Source organism: Synechococcus sp. HK05, from assembly GCF_019104765.1.
Lineage (GTDB): Bacteria > Cyanobacteriota > Cyanobacteriia > PCC-6307 > Cyanobiaceae > Vulcanococcus.
This window is the reverse complement of the sequence record NZ_JAHRXJ010000004.1, coordinates 422,600-436,875: the sequence shown is the minus strand read 5'-3', so window position 1 is coordinate 436,875 and position 14,276 is coordinate 422,600. Positions and strand designations below refer to the sequence as shown.

At 65.1% G+C, this 14,276-nt stretch carries 16 protein-coding genes; 8 read left to right on the top strand and 8 right to left on the bottom strand.

Features of this window, described 5'->3' with window-relative positions:
* The first annotated feature begins 56 nt into the window (after nt 1-56).
* From KUL97_RS05625 to selD, 3 genes are read left to right on the top strand one after another with little or no spacing between them, the layout of a single operon-like run.
* The gene (locus tag KUL97_RS05625; RefSeq protein WP_254896201.1) at nt 57-1,493 is read left to right on the top strand and encodes a TolC family protein; all 1,437 of its coding nucleotides are present in this window, start codon (nt 57-59) and stop codon (nt 1,491-1,493) included.
* A 9-nt stretch (nt 1,494-1,502) separates the two neighbouring features.
* The gene (locus KUL97_RS05620) at nt 1,503-1,685 is read left to right on the top strand and encodes a hypothetical protein (RefSeq protein ID WP_217795954.1); all 183 of its coding nucleotides are present in this window, start codon (nt 1,503-1,505) and stop codon (nt 1,683-1,685) included.
* Nucleotides 1,686-1,688: 3 nt separating this feature from the next.
* Entirely contained in the window at nt 1,689-3,797 is a 2,109-nt protein-coding gene (gene selD / locus KUL97_RS05615) for a selenide, water dikinase SelD (RefSeq protein WP_254896200.1), read from the top strand.
* On the opposite strand, the gene KUL97_RS05610 is transcribed toward selD, so the two are convergent.
* The 4 genes from KUL97_RS05610 to KUL97_RS05595 all read right to left on the bottom strand — a co-directional run bounded on the left by KUL97_RS05610 (nt 3,794) and on the right by KUL97_RS05595 (nt 5,848).
* A complete protein-coding gene (locus KUL97_RS05610; protein WP_217795953.1) occupies nt 3,794-4,588 on the bottom strand; it encodes a hypothetical protein in 795 nt (264 codons plus the stop codon). The genes selD and KUL97_RS05610 overlap by 4 nt on opposite strands.
* Before the next feature lie 67 nt (nt 4,589-4,655).
* Nucleotides 4,656-5,342: a response regulator transcription factor gene (locus KUL97_RS05605; RefSeq protein WP_217795952.1), complete on the bottom strand. Its 687-nt coding sequence runs from the start codon at nt 5,340-5,342 to the stop codon at nt 4,656-4,658.
* 52 nt (nt 5,343-5,394) lie between these two features.
* Nucleotides 5,395-5,625 carry a DUF3136 domain-containing protein gene (locus KUL97_RS05600; protein WP_217795951.1) on the bottom strand — a complete coding sequence of 77 codons (231 nt, stop codon included), beginning with the start codon at nt 5,623-5,625 and terminating at the stop codon, nt 5,395-5,397.
* Between the two features lie 4 nt (nt 5,626-5,629).
* Nucleotides 5,630-5,848, bottom strand: coding sequence for a CP12 domain-containing protein (locus KUL97_RS05595; RefSeq protein ID WP_217795950.1), 219 nt, complete (start codon nt 5,846-5,848; stop codon nt 5,630-5,632).
* Between the two features lie 123 nt (nt 5,849-5,971).
* Between KUL97_RS05595 and KUL97_RS05590 the strand changes: the two genes are divergently transcribed.
* On the top strand, nt 5,972-6,499 hold the full coding sequence (locus KUL97_RS05590; RefSeq protein WP_217795949.1) for a hypothetical protein: 528 nt from the start codon (nt 5,972-5,974) through the stop codon (nt 6,497-6,499).
* Nucleotides 6,500-6,540: 41 nt separating this feature from the next.
* A complete protein-coding gene (locus KUL97_RS05585) occupies nt 6,541-6,894 on the top strand; it encodes a hypothetical protein (protein ID WP_254896199.1) in 354 nt (117 codons plus the stop codon).
* A gap of 12 nt (nt 6,895-6,906) precedes the next feature.
* Here KUL97_RS05585 and KUL97_RS05580 read toward each other — a convergent pair whose 3' ends face one another.
* A complete protein-coding gene (locus tag KUL97_RS05580) occupies nt 6,907-8,526 on the bottom strand; it encodes a choice-of-anchor I family protein (RefSeq protein WP_217795947.1) in 1,620 nt (539 codons plus the stop codon).
* Between the two features lie 229 nt (nt 8,527-8,755).
* Between KUL97_RS05580 and KUL97_RS05575 the strand changes: the two genes are divergently transcribed.
* The 3 genes from KUL97_RS05575 to KUL97_RS05565 are packed head-to-tail and all read left to right on the top strand — an operon-like array spanning nt 8,756 to nt 11,022.
* On the top strand, nt 8,756-9,346 hold the full coding sequence (locus tag KUL97_RS05575) for a lipase family alpha/beta hydrolase (protein WP_368656098.1): 591 nt from the start codon (nt 8,756-8,758) through the stop codon (nt 9,344-9,346).
* A gap of 51 nt (nt 9,347-9,397) precedes the next feature.
* Nucleotides 9,398-10,504, top strand: a complete 1,107-nt coding sequence (locus KUL97_RS05570; RefSeq protein WP_368656097.1) for a glycosyltransferase family 2 protein — start codon at nt 9,398-9,400, stop codon at nt 10,502-10,504.
* A 5-nt stretch (nt 10,505-10,509) separates the two neighbouring features.
* Nucleotides 10,510-11,022 (top strand): hypothetical protein, encoded by a 513-nt coding sequence (locus KUL97_RS05565; protein ID WP_217795946.1) that lies wholly within the window; start codon nt 10,510-10,512, stop codon nt 11,020-11,022.
* Here KUL97_RS05565 and KUL97_RS05560 read toward each other — a convergent pair.
* The 3 genes from KUL97_RS05560 to KUL97_RS05550 form a co-directional block, all read right to left on the bottom strand.
* Nucleotides 10,991-13,168, bottom strand: a complete 2,178-nt coding sequence (locus KUL97_RS05560; protein ID WP_368656096.1) for a beta-glucosidase — start codon at nt 13,166-13,168, stop codon at nt 10,991-10,993. The genes KUL97_RS05565 and KUL97_RS05560 overlap by 32 nt on opposite strands.
* A gap of 528 nt (nt 13,169-13,696) precedes the next feature.
* Nucleotides 13,697-14,038: a hypothetical protein gene (locus KUL97_RS05555; protein ID WP_217795945.1), complete on the bottom strand. Its 342-nt coding sequence runs from the start codon at nt 14,036-14,038 to the stop codon at nt 13,697-13,699.
* A complete protein-coding gene (locus tag KUL97_RS05550; RefSeq protein ID WP_217795944.1) occupies nt 14,022-14,240 on the bottom strand; it encodes a hypothetical protein in 219 nt (72 codons plus the stop codon). Before KUL97_RS05550 ends, KUL97_RS05555 begins: the two co-directional genes overlap by 17 nt.
* Between the last annotated feature and the right edge of the window lie 36 nt (nt 14,241-14,276).

The following is a 14,276-nucleotide window of genomic DNA, read 5'->3' as shown; positions in this document are numbered from 1 at the left end:
CTGTGTCTTGGGTGCTGGCACCTCTCGCGGCCCTTGCCCTGAGGCCTGCCTGCGCCATGCCACTACCCGCCGGTGCGGCTCCGGTGCCGAACGCTTCCGCACCAGCTACGCCACAGCCTCTATCCCTCACGCTCGATCAGGCCATCGCGTTGGGCATGGGCCGATCGTTGGCCCTGCGCAACAGCTCATTGTTGATCGATGAGAGCAAGGCCCTGCAGGGCCTGGCCCGCGCCCGCTTCATGCCCAAGCTCGATCTTGTTGGTCTGGGCACCTACGGCCAGGTGGGCACCGATATCGGCTTCATCTCAAACCTGCCCGCCATTGGCGATCTCAACTTCGAGCTGGGCGGCGACGGCTACGCGGTGGTGCAGAACACCTTTGTGAATGTGGGGCTGGCCCTCACCCTGCCGCTGGTGGATTTCAGCCGTGGTCCGCTGCAGAAGGCTGCCCGGGCTGGCGTGGCAGCAGCCGAGGCGGAGGGGAATGAGCAGCAACGGCGCACCCGCTTCGCCATCCAGAGCGCCTATCTCAACGCCCAGCTCGCCGAGGCACTGATTCCTGTGTGGGAGAGCGCGCTGCAGGTGTCAACGCGGCTGCTCAGCGATGCCCGTGCCATCCGCCGCGAAGGCTTGGCTGCCCGCATCGACACGCTCCAGGCCGAAGCCTTGGTGGAAACCGACCGCCAGGGGTTGGCGGAGGCCCAATCCCAGCGCACGATCGCCCTGAGCGCCCTGGCGCGGGCTCTCGATCTTCCGCAGCAGCAGCAGGTGATCCTTCAGGAGCCGCTTCGGCCTGGCCCGGCCTGGAGCCTCGGCCTGGACGCCACCTTGGAGCGGGCGTTGCAAGAGCGGCCAGCCCTGGAGGCCCTCGATCAGCAGCGCCAAGCCAACCTCGCCCGCATCCAGGTGGCCCGCGCCTCGGGCCTGCCCCAGCTGGGCCTGCTGCTGGGCGGCGGCATCAGCGGCGACTGGCTGAATGTGCCGGTGCTCAACACCAGCCCGCGGGTGAATGTGAACGGCGCGCCCGGCCCGGATCTCCCCACCGTGAACACCAGCGGCAGCGCCTCCGGCAGCTTCTACGACTGGGGTGCGGTGCTGGGGCTGCGCCAGCCCCTGTTTGATGGCGGCCTCACCCGCCAGGCCGTGGCCCTGGCCAAACGCCGCGCCCAGCAGAGCGAGGTGGCGATTGAGCTGGCGGAGCAGGCCATTACCCAGCAAGTGGAAACCTTTTATTCCGGTCATCAGGCCGCCGGCCCGCAGATGCGGGCGGCGGCTGCGGCTGCGGCCGCCGGCTCTGAAGCCGTGCGGGATGCATTGCTGCGCTACCGGGCCGGGGTGGCTCCGATCACCGAACTGCTGATCGCCCAACGCAACCTCCAGGCGGCCCGCTCCGCTGAAGCGGTTGCGATCCACCGCTGGAACCTCAGCCGCGCCGGCCTGGAGCTGGAAACCGGCACCATCGCACCGGAGAGCGGCTCGCCGGCATCTCTTTAGAGTGATGGCATGACCGACCAGGCCTCACCACCCGTCACCCCAGCCAGTGAGCGCATCACCGAGCAGCTCAGCCGCTTGATTCCGCTTGTGAATGGTCGTTCCAGGGTGGCTCGGGTGGGGTCGTCCCACGGGCGCGATGGATTGCCGTCGCTGCTCAGCTGGGATGACGACGGTCAGCTGAACGTGGACTGACCGTTGCACGCCGCAGCGCTGTTGGTGTTGGCTGGTTGCGGCCACACCCACGCGCTGCTGCTGCGCCGCTGGATCATGCGGCCCGCCAGCCGCCCCGCTGATGTGGCGGTGTTGCTGGTGAACCGCACCAGCACGGCGCTCTATTCCGGCATGGTGCCCGGCCTGTTGGCGGGGCTCTATCCGCTGGAGGCTTGTGCCATTGATCTGCGCGATCTGTGCCGCCGCGCTGGCGTGGGCTTTGTGCAGGCGGAGATCACCGGCGTGGCCCTAGAGCGCCGGGAGCTGCTGCTTGAAGGCCGCCCGCCCCTGCGCTTTCACACCCTGAGCCTGAATGTGGGCTGTATCACCCGCTGGCCCGCTGAGGCCAATGGCGCGGTGCAAATCGTGAAGCCGCTCGAGCCCTTTCTGGCCTGGTTGGAGCAGCGCTTGGCGCAGCTCCAGCAGCCGGATGCCGACCCACGTCTGCGCATTCGCGGTGGCGGTGCCGCGGCGGTGGAGGTGGCCCTGGCCCTGCGGGCCCGCGGGTTTCAGCCGGAGCTGCTGCTGCGGGGTGAGCATCTTCAGCTGGGTTCGGCCGCGGCGGAACGGGCGGCTGAGCAACTGCTTGCCCGCGCTGGGATTGCCTTGCAGCGGGGCGTGGCGGATCAGGTGCCCGCCGATCTGGCCTGCACGGGCAGCCAGGCGCCGGGTTGGCTGGCGGCCAGTGATCTGCCGGTGGAGGCGGCCACCGGCCGAGTGCTCACCAACGCCACCCTGGCGGTGCCGGGCGTTGAGCGGGTGTTTGCCAGCGGCGATTGCGCCGTGATTGCGGCAGACCCCAGGCCTGCAGCCGGGGTGTGGGCGGTGCGCGCGGCGCCGATCCTCGCGGAGAATCTGCGGCGCCAGCTGGCGGATCCGCCCCGGCCGCTGCGCCGCTGGCGGCCGCAGCGATGGGCCTTGCAGTTGCTCGGCGATGGCGGGGGGGCTGGCTCGGCTTCGCCGCAGGCCCTCGCGCTCTACGGGCCATGGCAACGGGGCCCCGCGCGCTGGTTATGGCGCTGGAAAGACCGCATCGATCGCCGCTTCATGCAGGGCTTCGCCCCGGCGGCGGCCATGGATGCGGCTGCCACACCGATGGCCTGCCGCGGCTGTGCGGCCAAGCTGCCGGCTGCCCCGCTGGAGGCTGCCCTCGGGCGGCTCTCCCCCACCGGCGATCACCCCGCCGCGGAGGACGCCGCCTGCGTGGAGACCAGCACGAGCGGTGCCTTGTTGCTGCAGAGCGTGGATGGCTTTCCGGCCCTGCTGGATGACCCCTGGCTCAACGCCCGGCTCACCACCTTGCATGCCTGCAGCGACCTATGGGCCTGCGGGGCTCGGGTGCACAGCCTGCAGGCGGTGGTGACCCTGCCGGAGGCGGCGCCGGCGTTGCAGGAGGAATGGCTGCTGCAGAGCCTGGCGGGGGTGCGTTCGGTGCTCGAGCCCCAGGGGGCAACGCTGTTGGGCGGGCACACCCTTGAGGGGCGCGATGGTGCTGGGCTGGGGCTGAGCCTGGTGGTGAACGGGTTGGTGGCGCCGGAGCGCCACTGGCCGAAGGGGCCATTGGCCGCAGGCCAGCGGTTGTTGCTCACCCGGCCGATTGGGTCGGGGGTGCTGTTTGCGGCGGCGATGGTGGGTGCGGCGCGGCCCGCCTGGATTGATGCGGCCCTGCAGGTGATGCAGCAGAGCCAGGCGCCCCTGGTGGAGCTGCTCGCGGCCCACGGCTGCCAGGCCTGTACCGATGTGACGGGCTTTGGCTTGCTCGGCCATCTGGGGGAGATGCTCGGCCCCGCTCAGCAGGTGCTGTTGGATCCCGAGGCGATCACCGCTCTGCCTGGGGCATTGGAGCTGTTGGGGCAGGGGTTCAGCAGCACCCTGGCGCCCGCCAATGCGCGGGCTCTAGCTTGGCTGGAGCCTCCCGGCCCGCTGCAGCTCAGCGGCGCCTCCACGGCTGCCCAGCAGCAGCTGTGGATCGACCCGCAAACCTGCGGTCCGCTGCTGGCGGCGCTGCCTGAGGCCTCAGCCCCGGCGGCCCTGGCGGCGGTTCAGGCGGCTGGCTTCCACCAAGCCGCCTTGATTGGCCAGGTGATGGGTTAGTCGCGCACCAGCCAGCCGGCGGTGAGGTCGTCTGGATCGCGCTGCAGGTAGAAGTAGCCGCGGGCGCCGGAGCGGCCCTTCACCAGCAGCGCACGGTAGTTGTAGCCAACGCCCTTGGCGTCTCGTTCGCTGAGGCTGCCCCAGCAGCTGCTGGGATCCAGCTTCAGTTGGCCGCTGTAGCTAGCGGTTTCACCCACGCCGCCATAGCTGGAGAGCGCCAAGCCGTTCACCGCACCATCACGCCATTGCTCCCGTTGCACCACAGCGTTGGGGCTCCAGCCACCGTTCCGCCAGGTGAGCCCCACCTGGCTGCTGAGCACCAGGCCATTGAGATCGGATGCCTGGCAGCGGCCGGGTGCCATCGGCAACCAGCGGCTGGTGATCACGCTGCCGGCGTTGCGGTTGAGGCTGTAGAGCGGGCGGCCTTTGCCATCGAGCACCACTTCACTGCGCTCGCTGCCCCAGGGCAATTGGCGCTCCAGCTGCAACACGCAGCCCGCTGCCAGACGCGCCGTTCCGCTGTAGCTGGCCTGGCGCTCAGCGCGGCCGAGCCGCTCCACCACCGTTCCCTGCAGCGTTCCGCCAGCGAGCCAGCGCTCTTCGCGCAGATGCGCCGTGGGGGTGTTGCGTCCGTTGCCGTTTTGCACCCCCATGCCCATCACGGCGTAGCGCCCGAGCATCGGGGTGGGGCAGCTGCTGGGAGCTGCCTGGGCCGGAGCCGCCAGCGCGGCGATCGGCAGGCTCAACCCCAGGGCCGCCACAGGAATCAAAGCCGACAGACGAGGCGCCATGGGCTGTTGCTGCATGCATCGACCCGCAGTATGGGCGCGTTGTGGGGCTCTGCCTTTGGCAGTTGGTTCAGATCTGAACCATGCCGCAGCGCATCCCTTTGAGCACGGCCTGCACCCGGTTGTTCACCTCCAGGGTTTTGAGCAGGCGTTTGGTGTAGGTGCGGGCTGTTTCTTCGCTCACCACCAGTTGTTCGGCGATTTCGCGGTCGGTGAGGCCGCTGGCCAGCAGATCGAGCACCTCGTATTCGCGCGGCGTCAGCCGCGGGCAACTCAGATAGGGGAGCTGGCCGGAGCGGAGGGAAGGGCTTCGGTAGGAGTGATTGCCCATGACGGCCATCACGGCTGCTTCGAGCGGTTTCTGGTCTTCGATGAAATCCGCTTCCGCCACCACGGCCTCCAGCCAACTGGCTTCGGCGTATTCCACCGGGATGGCATCACCGAGGGCCAACACCACCACCTTCAGTTGGGGTTGCAACTGGCGTGCCTTGCGGGCCAGTTCAAATCCGTTGCCGTTCTCCAGAAAGTCGGTGCAGATCAGCAGTTCATAGGGCTCTTGCTGGAGGTAGCTGAGGCAACTCTGCTCATCGGTGACGGCGCAACCGATCAAGGTGGACGAGCTAAAGCTTTCACACAGGCAGCGCAGAAAGAAACGCCCCTTCAGGGCAAGGGCGACCTTGCCCTGCACGGCTACCGACAACAGCACCTCATCGAGATGGCCGTTGCTGAGGCTGTCGAGATACGGCGTGAAGTCCATCGCGCAGCCCCAGGCGAGTGGTCATCATCGGGCCCAGGAGTGCTGGATGCGCTCAGGTCGCAACCTTTTGTTCGTCTCGCGTCAGTTGGGCGTAGAGATATTGGGGCGACTTGTAGTGCTTGGGTAAGCAATGATGCAGTGTCTCGAGTCGCCCCCAACACACGGTGCGCTGAATCTTGTTGAGGGTTCGCTTCTCAGCGATCAACATCTTCAGGGCTTTGCAATACAGCTGGTAATTGGCCTCCAATTCGCCAATGGTGATCCGCGCATCCTGTTGGCTCATGGGTTCAGTCGTCGTACACGAGGCACTCAGGGGCTTGTGGGTTGAGGTCGCAATACACCTCCAGCGGTGAGGGATCCTTCTGCTCGCCGGGGTGGTGCTGCTGGTAGGCCTCCAGATCCTTGAGCTCGCTCGCGAGGTGGTTGATCTTGGCCGTGTCACCGCTCTGGCGGGCCTGATCGAGCTCAGCCTTCAGCTTGGCCAGGTGGGCTGCGATGTTCTCCAAGGATCCGCTGTGATCGGCTCGCTACAGCTACGAGCAATGCGGCGGCAGTCGCTACCCCCATTTGGGGGCAACCCGTCAGCCCTGGGCTTCTGCTGTCAGAGTGGTTAAAGCCCCAGGGTTCGTGTGATCCGCCGATTCCGGCTGCTGCCCCTGCTGGTTGTGGTGTTGTTGGCGAGTTGCCGCTCAACAGCTCCTTCGCCCCAGGAACGCGAGCGTCTGGCGGAGCAGCAGCGCTTGCTCAGCCTCTGCACCCGCAATCAAGAGCGCCTACCCCTGTTGCTTGATCGCTTTCAGGCTGCCCAGCAACAACGGGCCGAGATTGAATCGGCCACCTACACCCCCAGCCCAGGCCCCAAGCCCCTGGATCCGGAGGAGCAGCGCCGCCTCACCATCTACGACCAGCAAGCCGAGCAAGACGTGTATGAGCAGGCTGTGGAGACCTGGCGGCGCCAGGAGGCGGAGCGCCGAGAGCGCTGGGAGCGCGAGCAGGCCAGCCAGGAGGCCTCAGCGGCTGAAGCCCTGAATCGCGCCGCTACAGCCCTGCGTCAGGTGCATCCCGAGCTGCTTCTGGCAGGGCCTGGTGCTGCACCGCGGCTGAACGAGCCGGAAGTGGAGCGCTTCCGGAGCTGCCAGCCGGAGCGTTTTCGGTGAGTGGCGGTTGGTGGCGATGGGCCGCGCGACTAGCGCTGTTGATGGGTCTCGAGGCTCCGGCGCTGGCCCAGCTCCTGGAGCCTCCACCGTTGCCGTCGGTGCCGGTGAGTCCGGAGTTGGCCAGCTGCGTCAGCCGTTTTGGTCATACCGGATGCGCGGCGCGTTTGTATGCCCGCCTGCTGTGCGACACGCTTCGCCCTGAGGGGGCTGGGGTGACCTCCACCGAAACGCTGGACCAGATGGAGCAGCAACTGGCGGAGCAATTCGAACAAGCCGCGATTGATTTCAAGGGGATCAGCCCGGAGCAGGTGGAAATCGCAGCGGTGCGCTACTACTCCCCCATGCTCTGCCCCGAGAAGAGCCCCCAGATCCGGCAGCTGTTTAGCGCTTCATGAGGTGAGGCAGGCTCAGATCATGCCGAGATTGAAGCGGAACGCATCGAGAGTTCCGCTCACTTCGTTGGCCACCAACAGATGGCCGCCGCGGTTGCCGCCTGAAACCCAGTGGAGCCCTTCCGGTGACAGCGACTCAGCCGCACTGAAGGCGCCCACATAGGAAGGCTTGTTGGGCTTGGTGATCTCAAACACCGGAATGAAGGTGCCCAGTTCCTCCGGATCGTTCTGGTTGTAGGGGCGCTCCAGGCCGATGAAGGCAAAGCGGCGTTTGCCGATCAAGGCCGTGACCACCGACTCCGGTTCAACGCTCTTGTCGTCGCTGCGGCCATCGTCATAGAAGCCTGCGGCGTTGGTGATTTGGTCTAGCAGGTTGCCGGAGTCGTACACCAGCTTTCCGTTAGCGGTGTAGATGCTGAAGCTCCGCCCACCGAAGGTCTTCACGCCTGTGATCGAATCGTTGGCATCCTTCACGGTTTTGAGCCGCCCTTCGCTGATGAGGGTGGCATCACCCTCGCTCAGCTTCCCTGCACGCAGTTCATCGCTGTAGAACTCATCGTCGCTCACGGGTCCGTACTTCAGGGTGATGAACAGTTCATCGCCTTGATCCGCTTCGAAGTTGCCGCGGTTGCCCACGTCTGCAGCGCCATACACGTAGATGGTGGCTCCAGTGAGCTCATCCTCGATCGAGCTGAGTGCACCCTCAACGAGATTGTCGCCATAGGAATAGGTGGTGCCATCGGCGAGGGTGGCTTCAAAATTCACATCGTCGGGTCTCACGCGGCCATCGCCTTCATTGGCCGTGATCACATAGGTCTTGCCCTGATGGCGGAAGGTGTCCAAGCCATCGGCCATCCGCAGACCGAAGACGGTGCGCATCCCGGGTGCATACACGCCGTCTTTGTCTGTGGTGTCGATCTCGGTGCCAGACCAATCCTTCAGTCCCTGGCTGAAGATGTCTTTGATCTTGCCTTGTTTGATGTCAACGCGGGCGATGGCGTTGTTTTCCTGCAGCGTGATGAAGGCTTCCCGCCCGTCATCGCTGATGCTCACGTATTCGGGTTCGATATCTTGCAGCGGATTGGGGTTCTCTCCGCTGATGCGGACTCCCCGGCCTCGCAATTCTTCGGTGCTGTAGCCAGAGAAATCGAGGCTGCTCACCTTCGAACGGCCGGGCTTGCGCGCGTTGATGCGCACCACTGAGATGCTGCCTTCGGGGTCGACGCCATCCTCGGTGCCGTAGAACTCGTTGGGTTCGCCCTCATTGGCGCTTACCAGAGTTTTACCATCCGGTGTGAAGCTGATTGAATCCGGTAGGTTGCCAACCTCAACGCTTCCTTTCGGTGTGGCACCGTTATTATTGATCTGGTAGAAGTAAATGCGGCCGTCGTTACGATCGTTGACTGCTACAGCGACGGCGATCAGCCCATCCTTGTTGATGTCTACGCTCTGCGCATTGCCCGGTAGATCCAGCTCGCCGACCACCTTGGGGCTGTTCAGTCCTTTCCTATAGCTCACCAGCGAGAGGGTGGATCCACCCGTGATCACGGCAGCAATGCTGCGATCGTTGTCATACGCAACGATCTCTGCGCCACCGAGGTCCACGCTTGATTGTGGTGCGCGAAGAAATGCCATAACGGGTTTAGTGCTGTTTCTAGACATCCTCCTGCGACGTTTTTTGAGCCGGTAAAGCGCTGGTTAATGAACTGCGGTCATTCGTTTAAAGCGTTTGTGGTGTCACACGTGAGTGTTTCCCGGTTAACGACTGCCGGTGAAGGCGGAGATCCGCACCGCGCCCTGCGCCTGAGCATTGGTCTGATTTGTCTTGAATTGAGATCCGGTCTGGTGTTGGAGGTTGGCGCGCGTGCATCCACCCCTGGTTTTGGTGCATGGCCTGCTGGATACCCCGGAGGTGTTTCGGGCACTGCGTGAGCAACTGGGTGGACGGCGGCCCGATCTGTTGATCCCAGCCCTGCCGCTGCGCTTCGGGTTGACCCCAGTGCACGAGGCCGCTGTGCAGTTGCAGCGGCAGATCGAAGCGGTTGCACCTGGTGAGGGACCCATGGACGTGCTCGGTTTTTCCATGGGTGGGGTGATTGCCCGCAGCTGGATCCAGCAGCTGGGCGGCCGGCGGCGGGTGCGCCGCTTCATCAGCCTGGGCAGCCCGCAGCAGGGCACCTGGACAGCCCAGCCCTGGCCCCGCCGTGTGTTTCGCGGGTTGGCCGATCTGCGGTGCGGCAGTGCGTTGCTGCAGGAGCTCAACACCAACCTCGAAGGGTTGCGTGGGGTTGAGTGCCACAGCTTCTATTCGGCTCTCGATCTGGCGGTACTTCCGGGTTGGCGAGCCGTGTTGCCGGTGGGAACAGCCCGCGCGCTGCCCGTGCTCACCCATCCGCAATTGCTGCGTGATCCCGCCGCCTTGCGGCCGCTGGCGCAGGAATTGCTGCGCATCTGAGTCAGGGCTGATTCAGCGCGATCTCGCGGCATAACTTGCGGATACAGATCGGTGCTCACCGCAGTGGATTGGCTCGGTGTTTCTGTGGTGGTGCGCTGGTTGCTGGGGTGGTGGTTGTCGCGCCATCTCGTGCCCTTGCCCCAGGCGTGCCTGCAGAACCAACCGGCGGTGTCGGTGTTGGTTCCTGCCCGCAATGAAGAAGCCACGCTGAATCATCTTTTGGAGGGTTTGTGCAGCCAAACTCTCCAACCGCTTGAAGTGATCGTGATTGATGATCATTCCAGCGACGCCACCGCTCGAATCGCCCAGGCGGCGGTCCAGCTGTTGCCCCTGAAGCTGGTCCAGCCGCCTCCGCTTCCCCCGGGCTGGTGCGGCAAAACCTGGGCGTTGCACAACGGCGTGCAGCAGAGCGCCGGGGAGGTGTTGGTGTTTCTCGATGCCGATACCGAACCCGCGGCGGGGCTGTTGGAGAGCCTGGTGGCGCAGCAGCAACGGCTGGGCGGGTTGGTGTCGGTGCAGCCGTTTCACCGCACCGAACGGCTTTACGAGCAGTTGTCGCTGCTGTTCAACCTGGTGGGGTTGATGGCTGTTCCGCTGGGGCCCCGTTGCGGGGTTGCCTTCGGACCGGCCATGGCGACCAGCCGTGAGCATTACCTACGCAGCGGCGGCCATCAGGCGGTGGCGAGCAAAGTGGTGGAGGACTGGTTCCTGGCCCATCGCTATGAGCAGGCGGGCTTGCCGGTGAGCGCCTTCATCGGTGATCACCAGATCGCCTACCGCATGTATCCGGGCGGGTTGGGGGATCTGGTGGTGGGGTTCGACAAGAACTTCGCCACAGCCGCTGGTGAGGTGCGCTGGCCCTGGATGCTGGCGGTGGTGTTGTGGCTCTCGGGTCTGTTCTGGGCGGCCTGGTGTTTGCCGGCCTCGCTTCTGGGGTGGCCGATGGTGGGCGACCCTCAGCCTTGGCGCCATGCCACGGTCTATGGGGCCTATGCCCTGCAACTGATGGTGATCACCCAGCGGGTGGGTCGCTTTCGCTGGAGTCCGCTGGTGTTTCCGGTCCCGGTGCTCTTTTTTCTGGGTGTGTTTCTGATGGCGATCGTGAACCTTGAGCGGGGATCGGTGCAGTGGAAGGGCCGCAGTGTGAGTACCCGTTGATCGCCATGGTTGCTCCTGCATCCCTGCTGCCGGTGATCAGTTCAGCGGGCCTGTGGCTCGGCGGCTCGCTGGTGGTGGGAGCCTTGGCCAACCAGCTGCCGCTGGCCTGGCTGAGCGCAAGGCCTGCGGCAGTCTCGCCTGCGCTGTTGGCTGCGCGGCTGGAGGCCTACCAGCGGCGCCTGAAGATTCGCCAGTGGAAGCACTGGATGCCCGATGCCGGCAATGCGCTCCCCGGCGGCATCACCAAGGCCAGCCTGGCGCGGCGCGATCAGCCGGCTCTGCTGCGGTTGATGGCAGAAACCCGCCGGGCCGAGCTGGTGCACTGGGCTCTCTGGCCGCTGTGGCTGCTCACCCTGCTCTGGCTACCCGGCCCGGGTGTGGCCCTCAACGCCGTGTTTGCCACCCTGTTCAACCTGCCTTGTCTGCTCCTGCAGCGCTACAACCGGCTGCGCCTGCAGCTGCTGCTGGCCCGAAGAACGCCAGCCCTCAGCGCTCCAGCCAACCGCCCTTCAAGGTGATCGCGCCGGAGAGGGCGGTGTGCTCGCTGTGGTCGGCCACCACAAGGCGATGTTCGCCATGCTCGAGCACCCAGCCATCCTGGGCCGGATCAAACACGGCCAGTTGGCGTAGGGGGATCTCCAGCTCCAGGCGGCTCTGCTCGCCGCGCTCCAGCTCCACCCGCTGGAAGGCCACCAGGGTGCGCGGTGGGCGCTCCATCAGTAGGCCTGGTGCTTCGAGATACACCTGCACCACCGCAGCAGCACGCATCGCGCCGCAGTTGTGCAGCCTCAGCCCCAGCTCCACGGCGTGCTTGCCCTGCTTCAGGCTCAGATCAGACCAGGCAAAACGGCTGTACGACAGCCCGAAGCCGAAGGGATAAGCGGGGGGGTGCCCATCACGCTGCAGGCGGCGGTAGCCGTGCCACAGGTCATAGCTCACCTGCAGAGCCCTGGGTTCGATGCTTGGCAACTGGGCTTGCTCTGCTGGTATTGCGAAGGGCAAGCGCCCCGAGGGGGAGACCTTGCCCAGCAGCACATCCGCTAGGGCATGGCCGCCTTCTTGGCCGGGATACCAAAGCAGCAGCAGCCCGGCCACCTGCTGATCCCAGGGGCCGGTGAGGATCGCGCCGCCGCCCATCAAGGCCACCACGGTGCGGGGGTTAGCTGCCGCAACGGCCTCGATCAAGGCGATCTGATCCGGGGGCAGGCGCAGATCACTGCGATCGCCGCTGGCAAAGTTCCCCCCCGGTGTGGGTGAGGCGTGGCTGGTGATCCAGGCCATGCTCCGGGCCACCGCAGGCCACCAGGGTTGCAGGCGCCGGCGGCCCAACAGCTGCAGCAGCCATTGCGGCGGAGGCACCAGTGCCAGCACCGGAGCGATGTCGCCAGGGTGAATGTGCTCGCCCTCCAGGCGCCAATCCAGGCCGGCCACCACCAAAACAGCCTCACATTGCGCTGCGATCGCAGCCGCTTCTGCAGGGTTGCGGCCGCTGTTGCTTTGGATCACGAGTTCCGGCGCCGCCTGGCGCAGCCCCTCCAGGGGAGTGGTGATCTGGCCGGGTTGGGGGCGTGTATCGGAGGAGCCGTGATCCCCGAGGTTTGGCTTGTGGGCGAGCTCGCCGATCACCGCCAGCGATTGCAAGTTTCGCCAGGGCAATTCCCCAGCCTGGTTGCGCAGCAGCACGATCGATTCGGTGGCGGCCTGGCGTGCCAAGCGGCGATGGGCGGGGCAACCCCGCACAGCGCTGGGCTCATCACCCGGTGGCACCGCCAGCTGAAGCCTGAGCTGCCGGCGCACGGCGTCGTCGAGGCGCTGCTGCGGCAGGCGGCCATCGGCCAGGGCTTCTTCGATGCAGCCTTCCCACACCATCCGGAAGGGCATCTCCAGATCCTGGCCGGCTTGCAGCGCCTTCACGCCATTTCTGATCCCGAAGATGAAATCGCTCACCACCACCCCCTCAAATCCCCAGCGCTGCTTGAGGATCTGCTCCAACAGCTGTGGGTGCTGGCCGCACCATTCGCCGTTCACGCGGTTGTAGGCGCTCATCACCGATCCCGCGCCTGCTTCCACGCACGCTCTGAACTGCGGCAGGTAGAGCTCGTGCAGCGCTCGGGAGCTGATCCGCGCATCCACCACAAAGCGGGTGTGATCGATGGAATTGAGCGCCAGGTGTTTCACGCAGGCCACGGTGCGGCGCTGCAGGCCGCGAGTGATCGCAGCACCCATCGCGCCCACATGGATGGGGTCTTCGCCATAGGTTTCCTGGGCACGGCCCCAGCCGGGAAAGCGCAGCAGGTTCACGCACACCGCCGCAACCCAGTTGGCTCCAAAACTGCGCGCTTCGCGGCCAATCGCCTCACCGATCCGCTCTTCCAGCTCTGGGTTCCAGCTGGCACCGCGGGCCATCGCCACGGGGAAGGTGGTGGCTCCCCCATGCAGCACCACACCTCGGGGGCCATCGACAAACCACAGCCCTTTCAACCCCAGCCTGGGAAGTACACCCGCGGGCCAGGGGTGGCGATGGGGCGCATCCCGCAGGGCAATGGAAGCCATGCCTGGCCAAAACCCAGTGGAGCCGCTGATCAACGCCAGCTTCTCCTGCAGCGTGAGCTGCTCGAGCAGAGCCTCAGCGCGAGCTTGATGGGTGGGGGCGGCGCTGCTCACCCCCGAAACCTATGGCGATCGCACTAAGCCCAGAGGGTTTGCTGAGCCGTTGGAGCAGGCATGCCGCAGAAAGCTCTGACGCCCTGTTCAGATCAGCGGCAGCTCAAATCAAGAGCACGTCAAACCACCTGCAGCTGGATAGGACAGGCAGAGTGACTGTTGCCTGCATGGTGGGATTGGCGCGCAAAGGCCTGCATGTGCTGCCGGCAATGGTGTTGTTGCCCTACGTGGCTTGTGCCTTCCGGCGGATGCAGCGGGTTGGATGCGTTGCAGGAGCCGATGTTTGCATCAGGCCCTCTAGGGTGATGAAACCTCTGGCTGACAGGTCGCGTTGACCAGCTGCGAATCCTGTCAGCACTTTGTTCCGCCGATGGGGCCGCAAGGTGTCTGTCAGATCTGGCACAAAACGATGACAGCCGCTGAAGCTGCCACCCTCACCTGCGCCCTCTGGGAAAGACGGAAGGCGAACCCTTCAGGACGAGGGAAGCAGCCTCGCGGCATTGGTTAAAAACCAGGCTTCGATGCCGTTTATTGGCTTTCCCGCGCTTGCGGATTCAGCGATTGCTCCAAGAGATACGCGGCAAGATTGCTGAGCGATCGCCCCTCTTCGGTGCTGCGTTGCTCCAGTGCGCTGAAGACGGTGTACGGAATGGTGATGGTCAGGCGCTTAGGGGAGCGGCTGCGGGAAGCACTCAGACTCTTTGGTGTGCCACTTGCATAGACCACGGACTGCTCTCGTGTGGACTTCTTCAGTATGTCTTTCGATTTGCTCGGGCGCCAATGATTGGCTGTCAAGTTCTGTGATGGTTTGAGTGGAAAGGTGTCGTTTTCTCGAAACTCGGCTCTTGTTCGATCAGCTTGATTGAGCATCCGAGCTGGTTTGGCTGCTGTTTTCGTTCGGCTGCCGGCTCTGGAGGGCTTGATCGAGGATCTCGAGGATCAGCTCGGCTTCTGTGCGCTCGGTTCCCCGTGCAGTTGCCCGTAGCCACTCCATGGCCTCGGCCGAGAGCTCGAGTTCCAGTTTCTGCGGGAACTTGCTTGGATCAAGATGCCAGCCTTGCTCATCAGTCATCGTTTGTTTGGTCTTGATGAGATGAATCTACGCCTG

Coding starts and splice junctions, on each gene's coding strand:
- KUL97_RS05625 (WP_254896201.1), top strand. CDS start 57: ATGCCACTACCCGCCGGTGCGGCTCCGGTGCCGAACGCTTCCGCACCA.
- KUL97_RS05620 (WP_217795954.1), top strand. CDS start 1,503: ATGACCGACCAGGCCTCACCACCCGTCACCCCAGCCAGTGAGCGCATC.
- KUL97_RS05610 (WP_217795953.1), bottom strand. CDS start 4,588: ATGGCGCCTCGTCTGTCGGCTTTGATTCCTGTGGCGGCCCTGGGGTTG.
- KUL97_RS05605 (WP_217795952.1), bottom strand. CDS start 5,342: ATGGACTTCACGCCGTATCTCGACAGCCTCAGCAACGGCCATCTCGAT.
- KUL97_RS05600 (WP_217795951.1), bottom strand. CDS start 5,625: ATGAGCCAACAGGATGCGCGGATCACCATTGGCGAATTGGAGGCCAAT.
- KUL97_RS05585 (WP_254896199.1), top strand. CDS start 6,541: ATGGGTCTCGAGGCTCCGGCGCTGGCCCAGCTCCTGGAGCCTCCACCG.
- KUL97_RS05580 (WP_217795947.1), bottom strand. CDS start 8,526: ATGGCATTTCTTCGCGCACCACAATCAAGCGTGGACCTCGGTGGCGCA.
- KUL97_RS05565 (WP_217795946.1), top strand. CDS start 10,510: ATGGTTGCTCCTGCATCCCTGCTGCCGGTGATCAGTTCAGCGGGCCTG.
- KUL97_RS05555 (WP_217795945.1), bottom strand. CDS start 14,038: ATGCTCAATCAAGCTGATCGAACAAGAGCCGAGTTTCGAGAAAACGAC.
- KUL97_RS05550 (WP_217795944.1), bottom strand. CDS start 14,240: ATGACTGATGAGCAAGGCTGGCATCTTGATCCAAGCAAGTTCCCGCAG.